Origin of the sequence: Enterobacter cloacae complex sp. ECL72, assembly GCF_019056635.1 — a bacterium.
GTDB classification, from domain to species: domain Bacteria; phylum Pseudomonadota; class Gammaproteobacteria; order Enterobacterales; family Enterobacteriaceae; genus Enterobacter; species Enterobacter hormaechei_C.
This window is the reverse complement of sequence record NZ_CP077659.1, coordinates 2,726,327-2,750,920: the sequence shown is the minus strand read 5'-3', so window position 1 is coordinate 2,750,920 and position 24,594 is coordinate 2,726,327. Positions and strand designations below refer to the sequence as shown.

Sequence of the window (24,594 nt, the reverse complement as noted above, 5' to 3'; positions counted from 1 at the left end):
AATAAATTGTGCGGGATCACGACAATGAAAAAAGTGGCATTAATGGGCTTAAGCGGCCTGATGTTTGTTTCAGCAGCGGCAAACGCAATTTCCTTCAACGGCTCGGCGGGACAAGATTATACCCATCTGGGCTTTGGTCTTGGCACGGATAGCGCAGGCCTGGCAATGACCGGCGGCTGGACGCACAACGACGACGATGGGGATGCGGCAAGCCTGGGCCTCGGCTTCAACGTGCCGTTGGGTCCCTTCCTGGCGACCGTCGGCGGTAAAGGCATTTACACCAACCCGAACGACGGCGACGAAGGCTACGCGGCGGCAGTGGGCGGCGGCTTGCAGTGGAAAATTGGCGACAGCTTTGGCCTGTTCGGTGAGTACTACTACTCCCCGGATTCCCTCTCCAGCGGTATCGACAGCTATCAGGAAGCTAATGCCGGCGCGCGCTGGACCATCATGCGTCCGATCACCATCGAAGCGGGCTATCGCTATCTGAACCTGGCCGGTAAAGACGGCAACCGCGACAACGCCCTGGCAGACGGCCCGTACATTGGCGTGAGCGCCGGTTTCTAATCCTCTCGGCGCGGCGTTCAGTCGCGCCAGTTTCTCTCTTCCCCCGGTCCTCGATTGCGCTATAGTGTTTTGACCATTGAAATGGGAGAACACAATGATAAATGTGGAAATGTTATCCACTGGCGACGAAGTGCTGCATGGGCAAATCATTGATACCAATGCCGCCTGGCTCGCCGATCTCTTCTTTGAGCAAGGATTACCGTTAACGCGCCGCAACACCGTAGGTGACAATCTTGAGTCGCTGGTCAACGTTCTGCGCGAGCGCAGCGAACGCTGCGACGTGCTGATTGTGAACGGCGGGCTGGGACCCACCAGCGACGATCTCAGCGCGCTGGCCGCCGCCACGGCCAAAGGCGAAGGCCTGGTTCTGCACGAGGCGTGGCTGGCACAGATGGAGCGCTTTTTCTCCGGGCGTGGCCGCGTGATGGCCCCCAGCAACCGCAAGCAGGCTGAAATTCCCGCCAGCGCGGAACTGATTGATAACCCGGTCGGCACCGCCTGCGGGTTTGCCGTTCAGCTGAACCGCTGCCTGATGTTCTTCACCCCGGGCGTCCCGTCGGAATTTAAAGTGATGGTCGAGCAGCAGATCCTGCCGCGCCTGCGCGCGCGCTTTACGCTGCCTGAACCGCCGCTGTGCCTGCGTCTGACCACCTTTGGTCGCTCGGAAAGCGATCTGGCCCAGAGCCTCGATCACCTGCAACTGCCTCCTGGCGTGTCGATGGGCTATCGCTCCTCCATGCCGATTATTGAACTGAAGCTGACCGGACCGGCGTCAGAGAAAGCCGCCATGCTGGCGCTGTGGCCGGAAGTGCAGCGCGTCGCCGGGGAAAGCCTGATTTTCGAAGGAACGGAAGGGCTGCCGGCGCAGATCGCAGCGCATTTGCAGTCCCGCCAGTTGAGCGTGACGTTAAGCGAGCAGTTTACCGGTGGGCTTCTGGCGCTTCAGCTTACCCGGGCGGGTGCGCCGCTGCTGGCCAGTGAAGTGGTGCCGTTCCAGCAGGAGACGCTGGCGCAGACGGCGCGCTGGGCGTCCGAGCGCAGAGTGAAGCATTTCGCCGGGCTGGCGCTGTTTGTGGGCGGGCTGGATGAGGAGCACCTCAACTTTGCCCTGGCAACGCCGGAAGGGACGCACGCCCTGCGGGTCAGGATGAGCATTACCCGCCACAGCCTGGCCGTGCGTCAGGAGGTGTGCGCGATGATGGCGCTGAACATGCTGCGCCGCTGGCTGAACGGGAAAGAGGTCGCCAGCGAGCACGGCTGGATCAACGTCGTCGAATCGCTGTTCGTGGAGTGAGAGTGTGCCGGGGCCGCGTCCCCGGCAACGGTTACGCCAGAGCTTTTGCCAGCAAGGTAATGGGATGTTCACAGCGTTTGCTGGTGGACATCTCGATCTGCCACTTGCAGGTTTCGCAGTCCGTCACCACGATATCTGCGCCGCTCTCTTCAATCTGCCGGAACAGCGGCGCGCCAATGGCCTGTGACGTTGGGTAGTTTTCACGCTTGAAGCCGTACGTGCCTGCGATGCCGCAGCAGCGTGAGTCCAGCACCGTCAGCTCCAGCCCCGGTATCAGCCGCAGCAGCTCAAGCGTATAGATCGACCAGCCCATCTTCTCCATATGACATGGCGTGTGATACACCACCTTCAGCGGCAATTTGCCCAGCGGTAACGTCTGCCCGCTGTCCAGTTTGCGCCAGAGAAAACGGGTCGCCAGCTCAATGTGCTCGCGCAGGCCGGTGTTATCTACATCCAGCAGATGCGGATATTCATCGCGCAGCGTGAAGGTACAGGTTGACGACGTCGCCAGTACCGGTATGCCTTTGTCGACGATCGCCTCGCGTAAAAAGGTGACGTTGCTGCTCGCCTGCTTGCGCGCTTTGTCGATGAAACCGTTGGCAATCAGCGGAACGCCGCAGCACTTTTCTTTGCTCAGCAGCTGAACGCCCGTTCCCATGGCGTTCAGCACTTTCAGCAGGTCTTTTCCCAGCTGCGGATGGTTGTAGTTCACGTAGCAGCCGTGGAAGAAGGCGACCTGCTCAGAGAACTGCGCCTGTTCTGCCGCCACGGATTTAAACCAGCGGCGGAAGGTGCCGTGAGAATATTTCGGCAGACTGCGGTGATGGTCGATTTTGAGCGTCGCATCCAGCAGCCTGCGCACCGGCTTCAGGGCGGTGGCGGCATTGACGACCGGCGCGAAAGGCGTCGAGAGGCTACCCATCAGATCGGTGTGGCTCAGTATCGCGTCACGCAGCGTCGGTTTTTGCGTACTGTAGCGGGCGCGGGCGCGCTGGATGATATCGCCTATTTTCACGTCCGACGGGCAGGCAACTTCGCAGCGTTTGCAGTTGATGCAGTATTTCAGCGCCTCGTCGTAGAGCGCGCCATCCTTCAGGCGCAGACGCTCCCCGTCGGGACCGGCCTGTTTCGGGCCGGGATAGCGCGGATCGACGCCGCTGACCGGGCAAACCGTGGTGCAGACCGTGCATTTGATACAGCTTTCAAATTGGGTGTCGTTCATTGTGCTCCCTCCCTGCGCTGGATAATCTGCTCCGCGACATGCAGCGCAGTGACGGCGCAGACGCCGCCACCGCAGCCCTGCGCCACGGGATCGTACCCGCCCAGAACCGAGCCGATGGCGTAAAGATTTTCAACCGGTTCCCCGCCCAGCCGCGGGCGCAGTTGGCTGTCGACGATCACGCCGAACTGCTGCCAGGGCTGCGGGGTGAAGAAATCGCTTTGATACCAGTCCGCGCGGGAAGCGCTTTGCCGGACGTCCAGACCGAGGATCGCCTCACGCACGCCATCCCGGCTGCTCAGCAGACCGTTACTGAAGAAACTGCCACTTGCCAGCACCGTAAAGCGTGCGCGAAGCGGGATGTCGCCGTGGTTGCGGGTCCAGATTTCGCTTACCGCGCCCTCAGCCAGGGTGATTTTTTTCACCTCGTCGCCTGCCATCCAGACGCCACCCTGGGCAACAAACTGACGCTGAAGCTGGGTGTGCAGACGAATGCCGGGCACGGAAGGGGGGAGCGTCGGCAGTAAACCGAGCGTACAGGGCAGGCGCGCCGAGAGCCAGCGCCAGAGCCGGTTGTCCGTTAAGCCAAAACAGGCGGGCATAAACAGGGCGTCGCAGGTCTTGCCGAGCGGTTGAAGCGCCGCGTACAGCTGCGGCCAATAACTTTCATTATCCAGCAGGCGGGCAATGTTCACCGCACGAAACTCGCTGGGGTTTTCGCGCAGCACGTCGAGTTCGGGGAGATCAATCTCCGCCGTATCCACCTGAACACCCTGCTGTCTGAGAGACGCGGCGGCCAGATGTGGCTGGAAATCGAGGAAGCCGCTGATCCCCACCACCCGCACGCGCTCGGCAGCGATGGGGGCGACAGGCACCTCTTCCGGGCTAAGCCAGGCGGCGCGCAGGGTGCCGAGCGGCGTGACGCGCTGATGATTTTGCTCGGCGTCACCCTGCATGCGTGCGCCGCAGGTGGTGAGCAGGTGTTCGGTTTCGCAGGCAAAGCGGGCCATATTCTCTGCGCCCGTCAGGCGGTAGGGATGTTCAGGCGGCAGATCGGCGAACGATAGCGCGCCCAGTAAATCCAGCGAGCCGGAAGAGAAGTGCAGGGCACTCTGACCGCGAGTGACAATGGCGCAGCGCAGACCCCGCTGCGTCAGTTTGAGGCCGCACAGCAGGCCCGCCAGCCCCCCACCCACAATCACGGTATCAAATTTCATGGTTGTGCTCCTTCTCCAGACCGCAAAGCCCCTGATAGACCCAGCGGGTAAACTCGCTTTCGCGCAGGGCATCGCCCCAGGCGACGGGCTGAATGCCTTTCCAGCGCTCGTTTAAAAAATCGCTGAGCTGGGCAAGCGACTGGGTTGACGTGGTGGCGTGAAAACGTTGCAGCAGCCCGGCGGCACGGCAGGCGCACAGCTCCCCCTGACAGGTGCCCATCCCGACGCGCGTGCGGCGGCGTAAATCGAGCAGGTTGTTCACCGTCAGGTTTTCCACGGCATACTGCACCTCGCCTGCGGTCACGGCTTCGCATTCGCACACCAGGCTGCGGCTGAGTCGCCCTTCACCGAGCCAGGTTGGGGTGCGGTCGCCGTGACGGTAAATCGCCGAACCGCGAAGCGGGGCAGGGAGTGAAATGATTTTGTGCAGCGTTTTTTCTGTCGATTGCTGCGAGCCGGGCAGAGCCTGTTCCGCCGTCACGCACGGTGCGGTGTTGCCGAGCTTACGGCAGACGGCATCGGTGGCCCACTGGGCCATCAGCCGGTAGGTCATCAGCTTGCCGCCGGTAATGGTGATAAACCCGTCCATGTCGTCGCGTTCGGCGTGATCGAGCAGCACGATGCCGCGGCTGACGTTACGCCCGCTCGGATCGTTATCGCTGGCGACGAGGGGACGCACGCCCGCGTAGGCACGCAGAATACGCGTCTGCGCCATCACCGGGGCCAGCTTTTCCCCTTCGCGCAGCAGGATATCCACCTCTTCAGCGGTGACGCGGTTGTAATCAATTTCGCTGTAGTCCACATGCATTGAGGTCGTGCCGATTAACGAAATGGTGTCCCCCGGCACGAGGATATCGGCGTCAGACGGTTTACGGCAGCGGTTGATGACATGGTTATTGATGCGGTGGTCGAGGATCAGCAGCGAGCCTTTCGCCGGGAACATGCGCACCGACAGGTCCGCGTATTCCGCGATGCGCTGGCCCCAGATCCCCGCCGCGTTGACCACGACGGCGGCATACAGCTCGCGGTGTTCGTTGTACTGCGCATCAAACACGCGCACCCCGCGCACGGTATTACCTTCACGAATAAGCCCGGTGACGTGATGCCCGGTCAGGATCTGGGCGCCATGTTCCCGCGCGTCGAGCATATTGGCGGCGGTCAGGCGGAAAGGATCAACGGTTCCGTCCGGTACTTTTACCGCGCCCAGTAACGCCGGGTTTACCGAGGGTTCAAGACGGCGCGCCTGCGCAGGATCGATCGCCTCGGCCTGAATGCCTGCCGCCGTGCAGGCGGTGATAAAGGTTTGCTGAAAGCCGAGGTCATCTTCTGGAAGGGTGATAAAAAGACCGTTGGTCGGTTCAACGCAGTGGCGGGCGATGCGCCTGAGGATCTGGTTTTCAGCGATACACTCGCGTGCTGACTCAGCGTCAGTGACCGCATAGCGGGCGCCGCTGTGCAACAGACCGTGATTACGTCCCGTCGCGCCGGTGGCGATATCGTGGCGTTCCAGAAGCGTGACGCTCAATCCCCGCAGGGCGCAGTCGCGTGCGATGCCGGCACCCGTCGCGCCACCGCCAATGATAATCACATCGCTGAAGCGTGGATCGTGAATTGTCATTGCCTTTCCTCTATGTTCGTTTTTTAGCATTTAGCCACATTGATCGTGTGGTTTGTTTGATTTCGAACATAAACGCGCGAAATTCGAAAGTGAAACGTGATTTCATGCGCTTTTTTGCGCATTCTGTCATATTTCTGTAACAATCTGTGCGTTGATTCACAGTAACATTCACCGTGATTTCTTAACATCGCCGCCTCTGTAGCCGGGCGCGAGATGCCCGGTCATTTTTTGAAAGGCCACGGAGGCTGTTATGCTCAGTATCTTTAAACCTGCGCCACATCGGGCGCGACTGCCAGAGGCAGAGATTGATCCTCTCTACCGCCGTCTGCGTTGGCAAATCTTCCTCGGGATCTTCTTCGGGTATGCGGCGTACTATCTGGTACGTAAAAACTTTGCGCTCGCCATGCCGTACCTGGTGGAGCAGGGCTTCTCTCGCGGCGATCTGGGATTTGCGCTGTCGGGGATCTCCATCGCGTACGGTTTTTCGAAGTTCATTATGGGGTCGGTGTCGGATCGTTCGAATCCGCGCGTGTTCCTGCCCGCCGGTCTGATCCTCGCGGCAGCGGTGATGCTGTTCATGGGCTTTGTGCCGTGGGCGACCTCCAGCATTGCCATCATGTTCGTGCTGCTGTTCCTCTGCGGCTGGTTCCAGGGGATGGGATGGCCGCCATGCGGACGCACCATGGTTCACTGGTGGTCACAGAAAGAGCGTGGTGGAATTGTATCTGTGTGGAACTGCGCACATAACGTCGGGGGCGGGCTTCCGCCGCTGCTGTTCCTGCTGGGGATGGCCTGGTTCAACGACTGGCATGCCGCGCTCTATATGCCAGCCTTTGGCGCCATTCTGGTGGCGATTATCGCCTTCGCTCTGATGCGCGACACCCCACAGTCCTGCGGCCTGCCGCCGATTGAAGAGTACAAAAACGACTACCCGGATGATTACAGCGAGAAGCACGAAGAAGAGCTGACGGCAAAGCAGATCTTCATGAAGTACGTGCTGCCGAACAAGCTGCTGTGGTACATCGCGGTGGCAAACGTATTTGTCTACCTGCTGCGCTACGGCATCCTCGACTGGTCGCCAACCTACCTGAAAGAGGTGAAGCACTTCGCGCTGGATAAATCCTCCTGGGCCTATTTCCTGTATGAATACGCGGGCATTCCCGGCACGCTGATCTGCGGCTGGATGTCGGACAAAGTGTTTAAGGGCAACCGTGGGGCGACGGGCGTGTTCTTTATGACGCTGGTCACCATCGCGACGGTCGTTTACTGGCTTAACCCGCCGGGGAATCCGGGTGTGGATATGGCCTGTATGATCGTCATCGGCTTCCTGATTTATGGTCCGGTTATGCTGATTGGTCTGCATGCCCTGGAGCTGGCGCCGAAGAAAGCGGCAGGCACGGCGGCAGGCTTTACCGGTCTGTTTGGCTACCTCGGCGGTTCGGTCGCTGCGAGCGCCATCGTCGGCTACACCGTCGACTTCTTCGGCTGGGATGGCGGCTTTATGGTGATGATTGGCGGCAGCGTGCTGGCTGTTCTGCTGCTGGTTGTTGTGATGATTGGTGAAAAACGTCACCACGCCGAAGTGCTGGCGCGTCGTCAATAAGGAGCATTGCGATGAAATTAACTCAGTTAGCGACAGGTCTGCTGCTGGCGGGCCTGATGACAGGCTCCGCGCTGGCGGCGGATAAGATCGTGATCGCCCACCGTGGCGCCAGCGGTTATCTGCCGGAGCATACGCTGCCGGCAAAAGCGATGGCCTATGCCCAGGGCGCGGATTATCTGGAGCAGGATCTGGTGATGACGAAGGACGACCAGCTGGTCGTTCTGCATGACCACTATCTTGACCGCGTGACGGACGTGGCGGAGCGTTTCCCGGATCGCGCCCGTAAAGATGGTCGCTACTACGCCATCGACTTCACGCTGGCGGAGATCCGCTCGCTGAAGTTTACCGAGGGCTTCGAGATTGAAAACGGTAAGAAGGTACAGGTCTATCCGGGACGTTTCCCGATGGGCAAGTCTGACTTCCGTATTCACACCTTCGAAGAGGAGATCGAGTTTGTTCAGGGGCTGAACCACTCGACAGGAAAAAATATCGGTATCTACCCGGAAATCAAAGCGCCGTGGTTCCACCATCAGGAAGGGAAGGACATTGCCGCGAAGACGCTGGAGGTACTGAAAAAGTACGGCTACACCAGCAAGCAGGATAAGGTTTTCCTGCAATGTTTCGACGCCGCGGAACTGAAGCGCATCAAAACCGAGCTGGAGCCGAAAATGGGGATGGATCTCAATCTGGTGCAGCTGATTGCGTATACCGACTGGAATGAAACCCAGGAAAAACAGCCGGACGGGAAGTGGGTGAACTACACCTACGACTGGATGTTTAAGCCGGGCGCGATGAAGCAGATTGCGCAGTACGCCGACGGCATCGGGCCGGATTACCACATGCTGGTGGCGGAAGGCTCAACGCCGGGTCACGTGAAGCTGACGGCGATGGTGAAAGAGGCGCATGCGAGCAAGATGCAGGTGCATCCGTATACCGTACGCGCAGACCAGCTGCCGGAGTATGCGACGGACGTGAATCAGCTTTACGACGTACTGTATAACCAGGCGGATGTGGACGGGGTGTTTACGGATTTCCCGGATAAAGCGGTGAGCTTTTTGAAGGATAAACGCTGAAATTGCCGGGTGGCGGCTGCGCCTTACCCGGCCTACGAACTGCGGTTTTGTAGGTCGGGTCAGCGAAGCGCCACCCGACATAATTACATCTCGATCTCAATATCGCCTTTTGCCCGGCAGCAGCAGGGCAAAATCTCCCCTTCACTGATAAAGGCCAGCGGTTCGGTCAGCCAGTCTACCTGGCCTGCGACCAGACGGCAGCGGCAGGAGCCGCAGTAGCCTTCACGACACTGGTACTCTACTTCTACCTGATGCGCTTCAAGCGCCACCAGCAGAGAAGGGTGCTCTTCCTGGCACAACACCTCTGTACCAGAAAGGCTCAGCGTTACGCGGCTCATCAGAGCTGGAAATCGCTCAGGTCGTCGGTGTTGACTTCAGAATCAATCTGACCGACCAGATAAGAACTCACTTCCACTTCCTGCGGCGCAACCTGCACGTTATCGGACACCAGCCAGGTGTTGATCCACGGAATCGGGTTAGAGCGCGTCTGGAATGGCAGATCGAGACCCACAGCCTGCATGCGGATGTTAGTGATGTACTCCACGTACTGGCACAGAATGTCTTTGTTCAGGCCAATCATGGAGCCGTCGCGGAACAGGTAGTCTGCCCACTCTTTCTCCTGCTGGGCGGCCAGCACGAACAGATCGTAGCATTCCTGCTTGCACTCTTCGGCAATCGCAGCCATTTCCGGGTCGTCCGCGCCGCTGCGCAGCAGGTTCAGCATATGCTGGGTGCCGGTCAGGTGCAGGGCTTCGTCACGGGCGATCAGGCGGATAATTTTGGCGTTACCTTCCATCAGCTTGCGCTCGGCAAAAGCGAAGGAGCAGGCGAAGCTTACGTAGAAGCGGATTGCTTCCAGCGCGTTGACGCTCATCAGGCACAGGTACAGCTGCTTTTTCAGGGCCCGCAGGTTTACGGTAATGGTTTTGCCGTTCACGTTATGCGTGCCTTCGCCCATCAGATGCCAGTAGCTGGTCATCTCGATCAGCTCGTCGTAGTAGTGCGCAATGCCTTCCGCGCGCTTCTGGATCTGCTCATTGGTGACGATATCGTCAAACACCACCGCCGGATCGTTCACGATGTTGCGGATGATGTGGGTGTAAGAGCGGGAGTGGATCGTCTCGGAGAACGCCCAGGTCTCTACCCAGGTTTCCAGCTCAGGAATCGAGATCAGCGGCAGCAGCGCCACGTTTGGACTACGGCCCTGGATGGAGTCCAGCAGCGTCTGGTACTTCAGGTTGCTGAGGAAGATGTGCTTTTCGTGTTCCGGTAGCGCCTGGAAATCGATACGGTCGCGGGAAACGTCAACTTCTTCCGGACGCCAGAAGAAGGAGAGTTGCTTTTCAATCAGCTTTTCGAAGATGTCATATTTTTGCTGATCGTAGCGTGCCACGTTGACCGGCTGGCCGAAGAACATCGGCTCTTTGAGCTGGTCGTTTTTCGTCTGTGAAAAGGTGGTATATGCCATTGCGGTGAGTCCTGTTGAGATTTTATTGCCCGGCGGCACTGCGTTTGCCGGGCCTACAAAACCGTAGGCCGGGTAAGCGTAGCGCCACCCGGCGAAGTGCTTAGATCTTACATGCGCCGCTTTCGCAGCCATCGTCCTGAATTGACGGCACCAGGTCGTCCTGGGCGTCTTCCGCACCATCACGGGTGTTGTGATAGTACAGCGTTTTCACGCCAAATTTGTAGGCGGTGAGCAGGTCTTTCAGCAGTTGCTGCATCGGAACCTTGCCAGACGGGAAGCGCGTTGGGTCGTAGTTGGTATTGGCAGAGATCGACTGGTCGATAAACTTCTGCATGATACCCACCAGTTGCAGATAGCCGTCGTTGTTTGGCATTTCCCACAGCAGCTCGTAGTTGTCACCCAGCGTTTCGTAATCCGGCACCACCTGACGCAGCACGCCGTCTTTCGACGCTTTGATGCTGACGTGGCCGCGCGGTGGCTCAATACCGTTGGTGGCGTTGGAGATCTGCGAAGAGGTCTCGGACGGCATCAGGGCAGAGAGCGTGGAGTTACGCAGGCCGTGAGTTTTAATGGACTCGCGCAGGCCTTCCCAGTCGAGGTGCAGCGGCTCGCTGACGATCGCATCCAGGTCTTTTTTGTAGGTGTCGATCGGCAGAATGCCTTTCGCGTAGGTGGTTTCGTTGAACCACGGACACGCGCCTTGCTCTTTCGCCAGCTCGTTAGAGGCTTTCATCAGGTAGTATTGGATCGCTTCGAACGTCTGGTGCGTCAGATTGTTGGCGCTGCCGTCGGAGTAACGCTTGCCGTTTTTCGCCAGCCAGTAGGCGAAGTTGATCACGCCGATACCTAAAGTGCGACGGCCCATTGCGCCGCGTTTTGCCGCCGGGATTGGGTAATCCTGGTAATCCAGCAGGGCGTCGAGCGCACGAACCGCCAGCACCGCCAGCTCTTCCAGCTCGTCCAGGCTCTTAATCGCACCCAGGTTGAACGCGGACAGCGTACAGAGCGCGATTTCACCGTTTTCGTCGTTCACGTCTTCCAGCGGTTTGGTCGGCAGGGCGATCTCCAGGCACAGGTTGGACTGGCGCACTGGGGCAACCACCGGATCGAACGGGCTGTGGGTGTTGCAGTGGTCAACGTTCTGGATGTAGATACGGCCGGTAGAAGCACGTTCCTGCATCATCAGGGAGAACAGATCGACCGCTTTCACGCGCTGCTTGCGGATGCTGTCGTCTTTTTCATATTTGGTGTACAGACGCTCGAATTCGTCCTGATCGGCGAAGAACGCGTCGTACAGACCCGGGACGTCGGACGGGCTGAACAGGGTGATGTCTTCCCCTTTCAGCAGACGGGTGTACATCAGCTTGTTGATCTGCACGCCGTAGTCCATGTGACGCACGCGGTTGCCTTCCACGCCGCGGTTGTTTTTCAGAACCAGCAGGCTTTCCACTTCCAGGTGCCACATCGGGTAGAACAGGGTCGCTGCACCACCACGCACGCCGCCCTGAGAGCAGGATTTTACTGCCGTCTGGAAGTGCTTGTAGAACGGAATACAGCCGGTGTGGAACGCTTCACCGCCGCGGATCGGGCTGCCCAGCGCACGGATACGGCCGGCGTTGATGCCGATACCGGCACGCTGGGAGACGTATTTCACGATGGCGCTGGAGGTCGCGTTGATAGAATCCAGGCTGTCACCACACTCGATCAGTACGCAGGAGCTGAACTGACGGGTAGGGGTACGCACGCCAGACATGATTGGCGTAGGCAGAGAAATCTTGAACGTAGAGACCGCATCGTAGAAACGCTTCACGTAGTCCAGACGGGTTTCACGCGGGTAATTAGAGAACAGGCAGGCGGCCACCAGAATATAGAGGAACTGGGCGCTCTCGTAGATTTCGCCCGTCACACGGTTCTGAACCAGGTATTTGCCTTCGAGCTGCTTCACCGCCGCGTAGGAGAAGTTCATGTCGCGCCAGTGATCGATAAACCCGTTCATCTGCTCGAACTCTTCTTCCGTATAGTCTTCCAGCAGATGCGTGTCGTATTTGCCCAGCTCGACCATTTTCACTACGTGATCGTAAAGCTTCGGCGGCTCGAACTGGCCGTAGGCTTTTTTACGCAGGTGGAAAATCGCCAGACGCGCAGCGAGGTACTGATAATCCGGTGCGTCGCGGGAGATCAGATCTGCCGCGGCTTTGATAATGGTTTCGTGGATATCAGACGTTTTGATGCCGTCGTAGAACTGAATGTGAGAACGCAGTTCAACCTGGGAGATAGATACGTTGTTCAGTCCTTCTGCTGCCCAGTCGAGAACTCGATGGATTTTGTCCAGATTGATACGCTCGGTGGTACCGTCGCGCTTTGTCACCAGCAGACTCTGATTCATGTGGGTTTTTACCTGTCCGTGAAATAAAAAAATATCCCCCGCTTATCCACAGAACCGTCTTGTGACTAACTCTGTGGATAAATACTACATATAGGGGTTTTGCGATAAGAAGAACGCTATATGGTGAGTATTCTAGTATCGAATCTTTTCAGCACAAGGGTTGATTTTGACGTTAAATTGAGGTTGTGAAAGGGTAAAAAAGGCTAAGTCCTCGTGCCGTAAGGCCTGGAAGAGATGTCAATAATTAAGAAAAAAAATTCAAAATTTGATCGAGTGCTGATTTCTTCAACGGGAGGTCAGAATTGCGCAACATGATGTCGCGCAATCATTATAAGAATAACGGATGACGTTAGTCGTTTTTGGCGGTTGTGTGCAACATATAGTTAACATCCACACCTGGGGCAAGTTTGAATTTATCCGTCAGCGGATTGTAGTGCAGACCCGTCATGTGCTGCTCCTTAAGCCATGTCTGGTCAACCCAGCCCAGCAGTTCGGCAGGCTTGATGAACTTCTTCACGTCGTGCGTCCCTTTCGGCACCATGCGCAGCACGTATTCCGCGCCTACCACGGCCATCAGCCAGGCTTTGCCGTTGCGGTTGATGGTCGAGAAGAAGACCTGTCCACCCGGTTTCACCAGTTTTGCACAGGCGCTGACCACCGACTGCGGATCGGGAACGTGCTCCAGCATCTCCATGCAGGTCACCACGTCATACTGGTGCGCATGTTTTGCCGCGTGCTCTTCCACGGTTTCCTGGACATATTCTACCTGTACGCCGGACTCCAGCGCATGAAGACGCGCAACCTGTAGAGGTTCGAAGCCCATGTCCAGACCGGTGACCGTGGCTCCTTCACGCGCCATACTTTCCGCCAGGATGCCGCCGCCGCAGCCGACGTCGAGCACTTTCTTACCGAACAGACCGCCGGAACGCTCCGCGATATAGCCCAGACGCAGCGGGTTAATACGATGCAGAGGTTTGAACTCACCTTCGAGATCCCACCAGCGGGACGCCACCGCTTCAAATTTGGCAATCTCTTCGTGGTCAACGTTGTGAGCCACCGGGGATTTTTCGGCATTCATGGGCGCTTTTACTCCTTATTTAGCAAGACAAATGAGTATATCAGGCAATCCCTGTGAATAAAGCGTATAGGTTTACCTGTATCACCGCGGCTGTGTTATAATTTGCGACCTTTGAATCCGGGATACAGTAGAGGGATAGCGGTTAGATGAGCGACCTTGCGAGAGAAATTACACCGGTTAACATCGAGGAAGAGCTGAAAAGCTCCTATCTGGACTATGCGATGTCGGTCATTGTTGGCCGTGCGCTGCCGGACGTCCGCGATGGCCTGAAGCCGGTACACCGTCGCGTACTATACGCCATGAACGTATTGGGCAATGACTGGAATAAAGCCTACAAAAAATCTGCCCGTGTCGTTGGTGACGTAATCGGTAAATACCATCCTCATGGTGATGTCGCGGTGTACGACACCATTGTCCGTATGGCGCAGCCCTTCTCGCTGCGTTACATGCTGGTAGATGGTCAGGGTAACTTTGGTTCTATCGACGGCGACTCCGCCGCGGCAATGCGTTATACGGAAATCCGTCTGGCGAAGATTGCCCATGAGCTGATGGCTGACCTGGAAAAAGAGACGGTTGATTTCGTTGATAACTACGACGGCACGGAAAAAATTCCTGACGTTATGCCAACGAAGATCCCAAACCTGCTGGTGAACGGTTCGTCCGGTATCGCCGTCGGTATGGCAACCAACATTCCACCGCACAATATCACGGAAGTGATCAACGGCTGCCTGGCCTACATTGACGATGAAGACATCAGCATTGAAGGGCTGATGGAACACATCCCGGGCCCGGACTTCCCGACGGCGGCAATCATCAATGGCCGTCGCGGTATTGAAGAAGCGTACCGCACCGGTCGCGGCAAGATTTACATCCGTGCCCGCGCCGAAGTGGAAGCGGACGCTAAAACCGGCCGTGAAACCATTATTGTTCACGAGATCCCGTATCAGGTGAACAAAGCGCGACTGATTGAAAAAATCGCCGAGCTGGTAAAAGAAAAACGCGTTGAAGGCATCAGCGCGCTGCGTGACGAGTCTGATAAAGACGGTATGCGCATCGTGATTGAAATCAAGCGCGACGCGGTGGGTGAAGTTGTGTTGAACAACCTTTACTCCCAGACTCAGCTTCAGGTCTCCTTCGGTATCAACATGGTTGCGCTGCACCATGGCCAGCCGAAGATCATGAACCTGAAAGAGATCCTGAGCGCGTTCGTGCGTCACCGCCGTGAAGTGGTGACCCGTCGTACCATCTTCGAACTGCGCAAAGCGCGCGACCGTGCCCATATCCTTGAAGCACTGGCCGTTGCGCTGGCGAACATCGACCCGATCATCGAGCTGATCCGCCGTGCGCCGACGCCGGCAGAAGCGAAGGCGTCGCTGGTTGCGCGTCCATGGGATCTGGGCAACGTGGCGGCAATGCTGGAACGTGCCGGTGATGACGCCGCGCGTCCTGAGTGGCTGGAACCGGAATTCGGCGTGCGTGACGGTCAGTACTACCTGACTGAACAGCAGGCCCAGGCGATTCTGGATCTGCGTTTGCAGAAACTGACCGGCCTTGAGCATGAAAAACTGCTCGACGAGTACAAAGAGCTGCTGGAGCAGATTGCCGAGCTGCTGCATATCCTGGGTAGCGCAGAGCGCCTGATGGAAGTGATCCGTGAAGAGCTGGAGCTGGTTCGCGATCAGTTCGGCGACGAGCGTCGCACCGAAATCACAGCCAACAGCTCTGATATCAACATTGAAGATCTGATCAACCGCGAAGACGTGGTAGTGACGCTGTCTCACCAGGGCTACGTGAAGTATCAGCCGTTGACCGACTACGAAGCACAGCGTCGTGGCGGTAAAGGCAAATCTGCGGCGCGTATTAAAGAAGAAGACTTTATTGACCGTCTGCTGGTGGCCAACACCCACGACACGATCCTCTGCTTCTCCAGCCGGGGCCGTCTGTACTGGATGAAAGTCTATCAGCTGCCGGAAGCGAGCCGTGGCGCGCGGGGTCGACCAATCGTCAACCTGCTGCCGCTGGAAGCGAACGAACGTATCACCGCCATTCTGCCGGTACGCGAGTACGAAGAGGGCGTGAACGTCTTTATGGCGACCGCGAGCGGTACCGTGAAGAAAACTGCGCTGACCGAGTTCAGCCGTCCACGTTCTGCCGGGATCATCGCGGTGAACCTGAACGAAGGCGATGAGCTGATTGGCGTGGATCTGACCTCCGGTTCCGATGAAGTGATGCTGTTCTCTGCCGCCGGTAAAGTGGTGCGCTTTAAAGAGAACGCCGTGCGCGCAATGGGTCGTACGGCGACCGGCGTGCGTGGTATCAAGCTGGCGGGTGAAGACAGCGTGGTTTCCCTGATCGTTCCGCGTGGCGAAGGCGCAATCCTGACCGTCACCCAGAACGGCTACGGTAAACGTACGGCGGAAAGCGAATACCCGACCAAGTCACGCGGCACGCAGGGCGTTATCTCCATCAAAGTGACCGAGCGCAACGGTTCCGTTGTTGGCGCGGTGCAGGTGGACGACGCGGACCAGATCATGATGATCACCGATGCCGGTACGCTGGTGCGTACCCGCGTGTCTGAGATCAGCGTGGTGGGTCGTAACACCCAGGGCGTTATCCTCATCCGCACTGCGGAAGATGAAAACGTCGTCGGTCTGCAACGCGTTGCTGAGCCGGTGGATGACGAAGAGCTCGACTCTATCGACGGCAGCGTTGCGGAAGGGGATGATGAAATCGCCCCGGAAGCGGACACCGATGATGAAGTAGCGGATGACGCTGACGAGTAACGTCTCCTGACGCATAAAGGGCCGGTTTCCGGCCCTTTGGTTTTGCGCAAGCAGACAAGTGAACGTTGCGACAAGCCGCGTTTACCGCTACCTTAACCACATTCTTTTTGACCCCGACGGCGGAGCCTCGCCCCTTTGAAATACCTCGTCTCCTTTCGTACCACGTTAAAAGTCTCTCGCTATCTGTTTCGGGCGCTTGCGCTACTGCTATGGTTGCTGGTGGCACTGCTCTCGGTGTTTTACATCGTTAACGCGTTACACCAGAAAGAAGCGGAGATCCGCCAGGAGTTTAACTTAAGCTCGGATCAGGCTCAGCGCTATATCCAGCGCACGTCTGACGTGATGAAAGAGCTTAAGTATATTGCTGAGAATCGACTCACGGCGGAGAACGGCATTCTTGCTATCCGCGGTCGGGATGAAAAAACCGAAGTACCTGATTTCGAACCGCTCTTCCCGGACTCCGATTGTTCCGCCATGAGCAAAGCCTGGCGTGGTTCACTGGAGTCCCTCTCATGGTTTATGCGCTACTGGCGCGATAATTTCTCGGCCGCCTACGATCTGAACCGTGTCTACCTGATTGGCAACGAAAATCTCTGCATGGCGGATTTCGGCCTGCGGGATATGCCCGTCGAACGCGAAGACGCGCTGAAAAGCCTGCATGAGCGTATAGTGAAATACCGCAATGCGCCTCAGGAAGAGCGCGGGAACAACATCTTCTGGATAAGCCAGGGGCCGCGCATGGGCGTCGGCTATTTCTATGCCCTGACTCCGGTTTACCTCGGAAACCGCCTGCAAGCGCTGCTGGGGATTGAACAAACCATCCGCATGGAAAACTTCTTCACACCGGGCAGTCTGCCGATGGGCGTGACCATTCTGGATGAAAACGGCCATCCGCTCATCTCCCTTACTGGGCCTGAAAACCGCCTGAAGGTGGAACCCAGCTGGATGCAGGAGCGGTCATGGTTTGGCTATACCTCCGGGTTCCGCGAGCTGGTGCTGAAGAAAAGTTTACCGCCATCGTCGCTGAGCATTGTCTACTCGCTGCCGGTGGACAAGGTCCTGGAGCGCATTCGCATCCTGATCCTTAACGCCATTTTGCTGAACATCGCGGTAGGCGTCGCGCTGTTTATGCTGGCGAGAATGTATGAGCGGCGGATCTTTATTCCGGCAGAAGCGGATGCTCAGCGTCTGGAAGAGCATGAGCAGTTTAACCGTAAAATTGTCGCCTCGGCGCCGGTAGGGATCTGCATCCTGCGTACTCAGGACGGGACAAATATCCTCAGTAACGAGCTTGCCCATAACTACCTGAACATGCTCACGCATGAAGACCGCCAGCGGTTAACGCAGATCATCTGCGGTCAGCAGGTTAACTTTGTGGATGTGCTGACCAGCACCCACACCAACCTGCAAATCAGCTTCGTCCATTCTCGCTACCGCAATGAAAACGTGGCCATTTGCGTGCTGGTGGACGTCTCTGCGCGCGTGAAAATGGAAGAGTCGTTGCAGGATATGGCGCAGGCGGCGGAGCAGGCCAGTCAGTCGAAATCGATGTTCCTCGCGACCGTCAGCCATGAGCTGCGTACGCCGCTGTACGGCATTATCGGTAACCTCGATCTGCTCCAGACCAAAGAGCTGCCGAAAGGGGTCGACCGGCTGGTGACGGCCATGAACAACTCGTCCAGCCTGCTGCTGAAAATCATCAGCGATATTCTCGACTTCTCTAAAATTGAATCCGAGCAGTTGAAAATAGAGCCGCGCGAGTTCTCCCCGCGCGAAGTGATGAACCATATCTGCGCTAACTACCTGCCGCTGGTGGTGCGTAAACAGCTTGGGCTGTACTGCTTTATCGAGCCGGATGTGCCGCTGACGCTGCATGGCGATCCGATGCGTCTGCAACAGGTCATCTCAAACCTGCTGAGCAACGCCATCAAATTCACCGATATCGGCTGTATTGTGCTGCACGTCTGTCGGGCAGGGGAGTACCTGACCATTCGCGTGCGCGACACGGGTGTTGGCATTCCGGCGAAAGAGGTCGTTCGCCTGTTCGATCCGTTCTTCCAGGTGGGAACCGGCGTCCAGCGTAATTTCCAGGGGACCGGGCTAGGTCTGGCGATTTGCGAGAAGCTTATCAGTATGATGGATGGAGATATCTCCGTCGATACAGAGCCAGGCATGGGCAGCCAGTTCACCATTCGTATTCCGCTCTATTCGGCGCACTATCCGGCGAAAACCACCGTCGACGGGCTGAGCGATAAGCACTGCTGGCTGGCGGTGCACAACGCCTCCTTACATGATTTCCTGACCTCGATGCTGACCAGCAGCGGCGTGCGGGTTTCACGCTACGAAGGCCAGACGCCGGACGCGGATGACATGCTGATCACCGACGTTGAGCCGGAGCAGGCGTGGGCGGGGCGCGGCGTAGTGATGTTCTGCCGCCGTCATATCGGTATTCCGCTTGAGCGTTCGCCTGGGGTATGGGTGCACAGCGTGGCGACACCGCACGAGCTGCTGGGCTTGCTGGCGCGTATTTACAGCGTGCAGCTTGAGGACAGCGACGGCGCGACCGTGCTGGCTTCCCCTGATGAACTGGCGTCGGTGAACGACGATATGATGATTCTGGTCGTCGACGATCATCCAATTAACCGTCGTCTGCTCGCAGATCAGCTTGGCTCTCTGGGCTATCAGTGTAAAACGGCCAATGATGGCGTGGATGCCCTGAATGTCTTAAGTAAGAACCATATTGATATTGTGCTCAGCGATGTGAACATGCCTAACATGGACGGCTATCGTCTGACGCAGCGTATCCGACAGCTGGGGCTGACGCTGCCGGTGGTAGGGGTGACAGCCAACGCGCTGGCGGAGGAAAAGCAGCGCTGTCTGGAGTCGGGAATGGACAGCTGCCTGTCGAAGCCGGTCACGCTGGATGTACTGAAGCAGACGCTATCCGTGTATGCGGAGCGTGTACGAAAAGCGAGACAATAAAAAAGGCCCGAAAGGGCCTTTTTTATTTCTCCGGCGGTTGTAGGCCGGGTAAGCGCGAGCGCCACCCGGCGTAGACAGCGAAGATCAATCTTTGTCCGTTGCGCTCAGCGTCACGGAAGAGAGATAGTTCAGCAGGGCGATATCGTTATCCACACCCAGCTTCATCATCGCGGATTTTTTCTGGCTACTGATGGTTTTAATACTGCGGTTCAGCTTTTTGGCGATTTCAGTGACCAGGAAACCTTCAGCGAACAGACGCAGAACTTCACTCTCTTTAGGCGAGAGACGCTTGTCGCCATAACCACCCGCGCTGATTTTTTCAAGCAGGCGTGAGACGCTCTCAGGAGTGAATTTCTTCCCTTTCTGTAGCGCCGCCAGCGCTTTTGGCAGATCGGTAGGTGCGCCTTGTTTCAGCACAATCCCTTCAATATCGAGATCCAGAACGGCGCTCAGGATCGCCGGGTTATTGTTCATGGTCAGAACAATGATCGAAATGTCCGGGAAGTGGCGTTTAATGTATTTGATGAGCGTGATCCCATCACCGTACTTATCTCCAGGCATGGAGAGATCGGTAATGAGCACGTGCGCATCAAGTTTAGGCAGATTGTTAATGAGGGCTGTGGAATCTTCAAATTCACCGACTACATTCACCCACTCGATCTGTTCAAGTGATTTGCGAATACCGAACAGTACAATCGGATGGTCATCGGCAATAATTACGTTCATATTGTTCATGTATAAGGCTACCTTGCTACAGCAAGCTCTTGACGTAAGCGTCAATGTCGCTGATGTATTTTTCAATGCCAGAGGCATCTTTCTCACGAATTAGATGTTCCAGCGTTTCACATAACTGCTTGCCGGGAACCAGATTAAGCATGGCAAACACCCCTTTAAGCCGGTGTGCTGTCTGTGCCAGCGCTGCAAAATCCTGCGCAGCGGACTCAGTATACAACCGCTTAACATCATCTGGTACTGTATCAACGAAGAGCGAATAATATCCGCTGGCATGGAGTTCGGCATTTTCATCGCCGCCTAACGGTGACTCGAGGATCTCTTCCTGCGCCAGATTCTCTTCAATCAGTTGTAATACAGCTTCCTGCATTGCATTGCTCATATTAAAGTTGACGCGCAGCTGCCCAGGGCCGATTTTCCGCACGCCTGGCTCATCATCGCTTAAAAGCAAGCCTGAGGCAGTAAGATTAGACGGATTATCAGTTAAAAATAGATCAAATTCTTGACTCGCGAGCCTTTCGTCCGGGGTAATGCAGGACGCCCCCCAGTTTTCCAGCTGACGAACGACGATATTACGGATCTCACTGGAGGTCACATCCACCATCACCACCACATCGTCCAGCAGACGCTCTTCATCCTCTTCCTGGGGATTCGCCGCCATTTTCACGTGTAAAGAGTAGCGGGTGCCGAGGGATTCGCGCGCCTTGATGTTCAGATGACCGCCCAGCTTACGCGCCAGCTGATCGCAGAGCCAGAAGGTGAGGGCATTCGCCTTACCGTAGTGGTCGCGCTGGGTATCGTTCAGGAACGGGAAGTGCAGGTTATCAATTTCGCTCACGGTGACGCCTTCGCCCGTATCCAGAATACGGAACGTCAGACGATCGTCGGTGGACTCATCGGTGCTGACTTCAAGGGTGATCTTGCCGATCTGCGTCGTGGTGACGGCATACTGTATCAACATCATCAGGATGCGACGCAGGGCATCGCGATCGCCGTGACGTTCGTCGTTGGCCGGTAAATGGTTGTTGATCAGCAGCTGGAGTCCCTTGCGCTTGATCACCGGCAGGACTTCCGGCACCACCTCATCAATCAGGTCCTGAATGGAGAAGAGCGTAGGGGTGCCCTTCCAGATGTCATTTTCCAGCATGTTCGCAAGCTGGATTTCGTCCACCAGACGAACCAGGGAGTCGGCCTGGCTGCTGAGCTGTCGGCTTTCCGGCGTGCTCAGATCAGCAATCTGCGTGGCGAGTGACTTCAACGGTTGTTTAAAGGCATCGCCAATATTTTGCATAAACGCCGCGCGGCCATGTTGGTTTTTCTCGTACAGCCTTTGCGCCTGCTTGAGCTTTTTATTCACCAGCACTTCGCGATCCTGATCGCGAATGATGAAGATTTGCGTGCGCGAGGCGACCTGACTGCGGAACTGACGGATCTCATACAGTTCATTATTAACGGTGGCCTGAATAACGCCCTGGTGCTGGTCCGCCATGGCCGTAATATTTTGCAGGTTAAGATGCGGCAGAAGGTGATCGGCAATTTTATTGCTCATTACCGTGCGGTTAGCCTCCTGGTCGTGAACGAGCACCCCAAGCGGCAGCACGGAAATAATCTCTTCATTCAGGGCACGAAGAATGCGCAACTCGTTGCTGGTCCCGGCTGATACCGACGTCGAGTCGCTCTGGCGGCCCGACTGGAAACGGAAGGTGCTGTAGCCAAACAGCGCCAGCGCCAGCAGGCCAATATTCAGCAACAGCGGCAGCAGAATGTTTTGCAGAGTATCAAGCATCAGGGTGCCAAAAGGCACCTGCCACACCAGACGCATACCGGTTGAGTTGAGCGATGAGGCAATCTCAATCTTTGAGCCATTAAAGGAGATCGCTACGCTGTCCGCGCCTTCTTTATCCGACGGCGTGCGCATATTTTGGGTGCTGTTGTCTGGCTCCAGACGGAAACTGTCCAGCGGCATATCCGGTGGGATGAGATCGTTAATCGGCAGGTCGAAGGCAACCACGGTCGCCAGATGGCCCGGCTGGTTAAAGGTGGTTCGCAGCGTAAAGTAGTGGCCATTCTGCCAGGCAAGACGGCGTAATGACGAGAAACTTTCTCGCTCGTCCAGCGCGTTGGCCTGTTGCAGCATTTCTGCCCGACGGGAATCCACAATACTGCCAACGGTGGTCTCTTTAAAGCCGGACGAGAGATCCTTAAGCGGCAGGGTCGAGATCAGGATCATGCTGTTGTCCTGACCGTTCAGGTAATACATTGACCACGGTACGGTCTCGGCGCCCCACAGGGTGTCCAGATACGAGGAGATCCGCTGCGTCATCTCAAGCGTTGCGCTGTCGTGCGAGCCGAAAATCAGGGCTTCCGTCTTGCGCTGCGGTTTTTCAAGGTAATACACATCCTGCTTAAGGCGCGTTTCCTGCAACCCTTCGCCTGACGAGGTGGCAGGCGCGGCAGCGATATTGTCGTAGATTTGCCAGGTCGCATAGCGCCACGTATCAATGCGCTTGTGCACCGCATGGGTGATATCGACGATTTGATAGCTTTTATCTTTAAGCCAGGTATTAACGGCGCTCTGAACCATCACCCCCATTGTGACTAACAGCACAACGATCAACAGAAGAAAGAAACGGGTGATGCTGCCCGGTAGAAGGGAGAATTTGCTCGGGGCGGTAGTTTCAGTCTGACTCATCGATGTGTTTAACCCGTAATGGCCGCGCGGTAATGGGATAGGGCAGTATAAAGGGTAATAACTGAATTTCCAGCGTCGTTAACGGTATGACCTTGACTTTTTATCCGGGTAACCGGCTTCAACGTCCCCGGATGAAAGGTGTACAAAACCCCGTGAAATGTATAAATACGCGATCGCACCGGCGGGAAAATAGCACGAATAAACAAGAAATTAATTTCAATAGCATAAAAAAGAATTCAGCGAAAGCCGGATGCTGGATTTAGTTAATAGTCGTTATCATTTCTGAGGGGTAGCACATAAAATGTAGGCTGACGTAAAGAAAGGTAAAAAAAAACCGAATGCGAAGCATCCGGTTCAATTAGGGATAAACAGACATTCAGAACTGAATGACGGTAATAAATAAAGTTAATGATGATAGCGAGAGTTATTTTAGTGGTGTTGAAGGGAATTTTTTTGTCATTCAGTGCTGTACTGTTTTTTAAGCTAATCAATTGTATTAAATAGAATATATTTTTGTTTTGATTATCCGTGCTATATTTTTAAACTATTTATGCTCTGTAAAAGTTCCTTCAAATTTACAAATTGAAACATGTTGATGGTAAAGTGAAACATCTTCAAAGTTTTCGTATCATATTCCTGTTGGATTATTCTGCATTTTTGAGGAGAATGAACTTGCCGACTGGTTAAGAGGGTTGACCAGTAAGCAGTGGTAAATAATAAGGCATATAACAGAGGGTTAATAAAATGAAAGTTAAAGTACTGTCCCTCCTGGTACCAGCTCTGCTGGTGGCAGGCGCAGCAAATGCGGCTGAAATTTATAACAAAGACGGCAACAAATTAGATCTGTACGGTAAAGTGGATGGTCTGCACTATTTCTCTGATGACGACAGTGCAGACGGCGACCAGACCTACATGCGTCTGGGCTTCAAAGGCGAAACTCAGGTTAACGACCAGCTGACCGGTTACGGCCAGTGGGAATACCAGATCCAGGGTAACTCTGGTGAGAACGAAAACAACTCATGGACGCGTGTGGCGTTCGCAGGTCTGAAATTCGCTGATGCGGGTTCATTCGACTACGGTCGTAACTACGGCGTTGTTTACGATGTGACTTCCTGGACCGACGTTCTGCCGGAATTCGGCGGCGATACCTACGGTTCTGACAACTTCATGCAGCAGCGTGGTAACGGCTTCGCGACCTACCGTAACCAGGACTTCTTCGGTCTGGTTGATGGTCTGAACTTCGCGTTGCAGTACCAGGGTAAAAACGGCAGCGCAAGCGGCGAAGGCCAGACCAACAACGGTCGTGACGCGCTGCGTCAGAACGGTGATGGCTACGGCGGCTCTCTGACCTACGATCTGGGCGAAGGCTTCGCTATCGGTACGGCAGTCACCAGTTCTAAACGTACTGCTGACCAGAACGCTGCGGGCTACTACGGTGAAGGCGATCGCGCAGAGACCTATACCGGTGGTCTGAAATACGACGCGAACAACATCTACCTGGCTGCACAGTATACTCAGACTTACAACGCGACCCGTGCGGGCGACCTGGGCTGGGCTAACAAAGCGCAGAACTTCGAAGTGGTTGCGCAGTATCAGTTCGACTTCGGTCTGCGTCCATCCGTGGCGTACCTGCAATCTAAAGGTAAGGACCTGGAAAACGGCTACGGCGACCAGGATCTGCTGAAATATGTTGATGTTGGCGCGACTTACTACTTCAACAAAAACATGTCCACCTACGTTGATTACAAAATCAACCTGGTTGATGAGAACGACTTCACTCGCGCAGCAGGTATCGGTACTGACGATATCGTCGCGCTGGGTCTGGTTTACCAGTTCTAATTGCTCATACAGCGACAAAGGGGCCATCAGGCCCCTTTTTTCA

16 protein-coding genes are annotated in these 24,594 nt (G+C 56.1%); 7 read left to right on the top strand and 9 right to left on the bottom strand.

Annotated features, from left to right (window positions below):
* The first annotated feature begins 24 nt into the window (after nt 1-24).
* A complete protein-coding gene (locus KTH07_RS13345) occupies nt 25-567 on the top strand; it encodes a YfaZ family outer membrane protein (protein WP_017383419.1) in 543 nt (180 codons plus the stop codon).
* Between the two features lie 94 nt (nt 568-661).
* Complete coding sequence (locus KTH07_RS13340; protein ID WP_017693016.1) at nt 662-1,861, top strand: nicotinamide mononucleotide deamidase-related protein YfaY; 1,200 nt, start codon at nt 662-664, stop codon at nt 1,859-1,861.
* 31 nt (nt 1,862-1,892) lie between these two features.
* Here the strand turns inward: KTH07_RS13340 and glpC are convergent, their stop codons facing one another.
* From glpC to glpA, 3 genes are read right to left on the bottom strand one after another with little or no spacing between them, the layout of a single operon-like run.
* On the bottom strand, nt 1,893-3,083 hold the full coding sequence (glpC, locus tag KTH07_RS13335; protein WP_023304139.1) for an anaerobic glycerol-3-phosphate dehydrogenase subunit GlpC: 1,191 nt from the start codon (nt 3,081-3,083) through the stop codon (nt 1,893-1,895).
* On the bottom strand, nt 3,080-4,297 hold the full coding sequence (gene glpB / locus KTH07_RS13330) for a glycerol-3-phosphate dehydrogenase subunit GlpB (protein ID WP_032619312.1): 1,218 nt from the start codon (nt 4,295-4,297) through the stop codon (nt 3,080-3,082). Before glpB ends, glpC begins: the two co-directional genes overlap by 4 nt.
* Nucleotides 4,287-5,915: an anaerobic glycerol-3-phosphate dehydrogenase subunit A gene (glpA, locus tag KTH07_RS13325; RefSeq protein WP_063162039.1), complete on the bottom strand. Its 1,629-nt coding sequence runs from the start codon at nt 5,913-5,915 to the stop codon at nt 4,287-4,289. The genes glpB and glpA overlap by 11 nt, the downstream gene beginning before the upstream one ends.
* A 250-nt stretch (nt 5,916-6,165) precedes the next feature.
* Between glpA and glpT the strand changes: the two genes are divergently transcribed.
* Both glpT and glpQ read left to right on the top strand, forming a co-directional pair.
* Nucleotides 6,166-7,518 (top strand): glycerol-3-phosphate transporter, encoded by a 1,353-nt coding sequence (glpT, locus tag KTH07_RS13320; RefSeq protein WP_003859423.1) that lies wholly within the window; start codon nt 6,166-6,168, stop codon nt 7,516-7,518.
* Between the two features lie 11 nt (nt 7,519-7,529).
* Entirely contained in the window at nt 7,530-8,591 is a 1,062-nt protein-coding gene (glpQ, locus tag KTH07_RS13315; RefSeq protein ID WP_023304137.1) for a glycerophosphodiester phosphodiesterase, read from the top strand.
* Nucleotides 8,592-8,674: 83 nt separating this feature from the next.
* On the opposite strand, the gene yfaE is transcribed toward glpQ, so the two are convergent.
* The 4 genes from yfaE to ubiG all read right to left on the bottom strand — a co-directional run bounded on the left by yfaE (nt 8,675) and on the right by ubiG (nt 13,523).
* Nucleotides 8,675-8,929, bottom strand: a complete 255-nt coding sequence (yfaE, locus tag KTH07_RS13310; RefSeq protein ID WP_003859419.1) for a class I ribonucleotide reductase maintenance protein YfaE — start codon at nt 8,927-8,929, stop codon at nt 8,675-8,677.
* On the bottom strand, nt 8,929-10,059 hold the full coding sequence (gene nrdB / locus KTH07_RS13305) for a class Ia ribonucleoside-diphosphate reductase subunit beta (protein ID WP_032620274.1): 1,131 nt from the start codon (nt 10,057-10,059) through the stop codon (nt 8,929-8,931). Before nrdB ends, yfaE begins: the two co-directional genes overlap by 1 nt.
* Nucleotides 10,060-10,159: 100 nt before the next feature.
* On the bottom strand, nt 10,160-12,445 hold the full coding sequence (gene nrdA, locus KTH07_RS13300) for a class 1a ribonucleoside-diphosphate reductase subunit alpha (protein WP_023295072.1): 2,286 nt from the start codon (nt 12,443-12,445) through the stop codon (nt 10,160-10,162).
* A 349-nt stretch (nt 12,446-12,794) separates the two neighbouring features.
* The gene (gene ubiG / locus KTH07_RS13295) at nt 12,795-13,523 is read right to left on the bottom strand and encodes a bifunctional 2-polyprenyl-6-hydroxyphenol methylase/3-demethylubiquinol 3-O-methyltransferase UbiG (RefSeq protein ID WP_006811346.1); all 729 of its coding nucleotides are present in this window, start codon (nt 13,521-13,523) and stop codon (nt 12,795-12,797) included.
* 146 nt (nt 13,524-13,669) lie between these two features.
* Between ubiG and gyrA the strand changes: the two genes are divergently transcribed.
* Complete coding sequence (gene gyrA, locus KTH07_RS13290) at nt 13,670-16,306, top strand: DNA topoisomerase (ATP-hydrolyzing) subunit A (protein WP_075606791.1); 2,637 nt, start codon at nt 13,670-13,672, stop codon at nt 16,304-16,306.
* Between the two features lie 135 nt (nt 16,307-16,441).
* A complete protein-coding gene (gene rcsC / locus KTH07_RS13285) occupies nt 16,442-19,288 on the top strand; it encodes a two-component system sensor histidine kinase RcsC (protein WP_017693023.1) in 2,847 nt (948 codons plus the stop codon).
* 84 nt (nt 19,289-19,372) lie between these two features.
* Here the strand turns inward: rcsC and rcsB are convergent, their stop codons facing one another.
* Together rcsB and rcsD are read right to left on the bottom strand one after the other, a co-directional pair.
* A complete protein-coding gene (gene rcsB / locus KTH07_RS13280; RefSeq protein ID WP_003859405.1) occupies nt 19,373-20,023 on the bottom strand; it encodes a response regulator transcription factor RcsB in 651 nt (216 codons plus the stop codon).
* A 16-nt stretch (nt 20,024-20,039) separates the two neighbouring features.
* Complete coding sequence (gene rcsD, locus KTH07_RS13275) at nt 20,040-22,712, bottom strand: phosphotransferase RcsD (protein ID WP_017383411.1); 2,673 nt, start codon at nt 22,710-22,712, stop codon at nt 20,040-20,042.
* A 744-nt stretch (nt 22,713-23,456) separates the two neighbouring features.
* Between rcsD and KTH07_RS13270 the strand changes: the two genes are divergently transcribed.
* The gene (locus tag KTH07_RS13270) at nt 23,457-24,551 is read left to right on the top strand and encodes a porin OmpC (RefSeq protein WP_023304135.1); all 1,095 of its coding nucleotides are present in this window, start codon (nt 23,457-23,459) and stop codon (nt 24,549-24,551) included.
* The last annotated feature ends 43 nt before the right edge of the window (nt 24,552-24,594 follow it).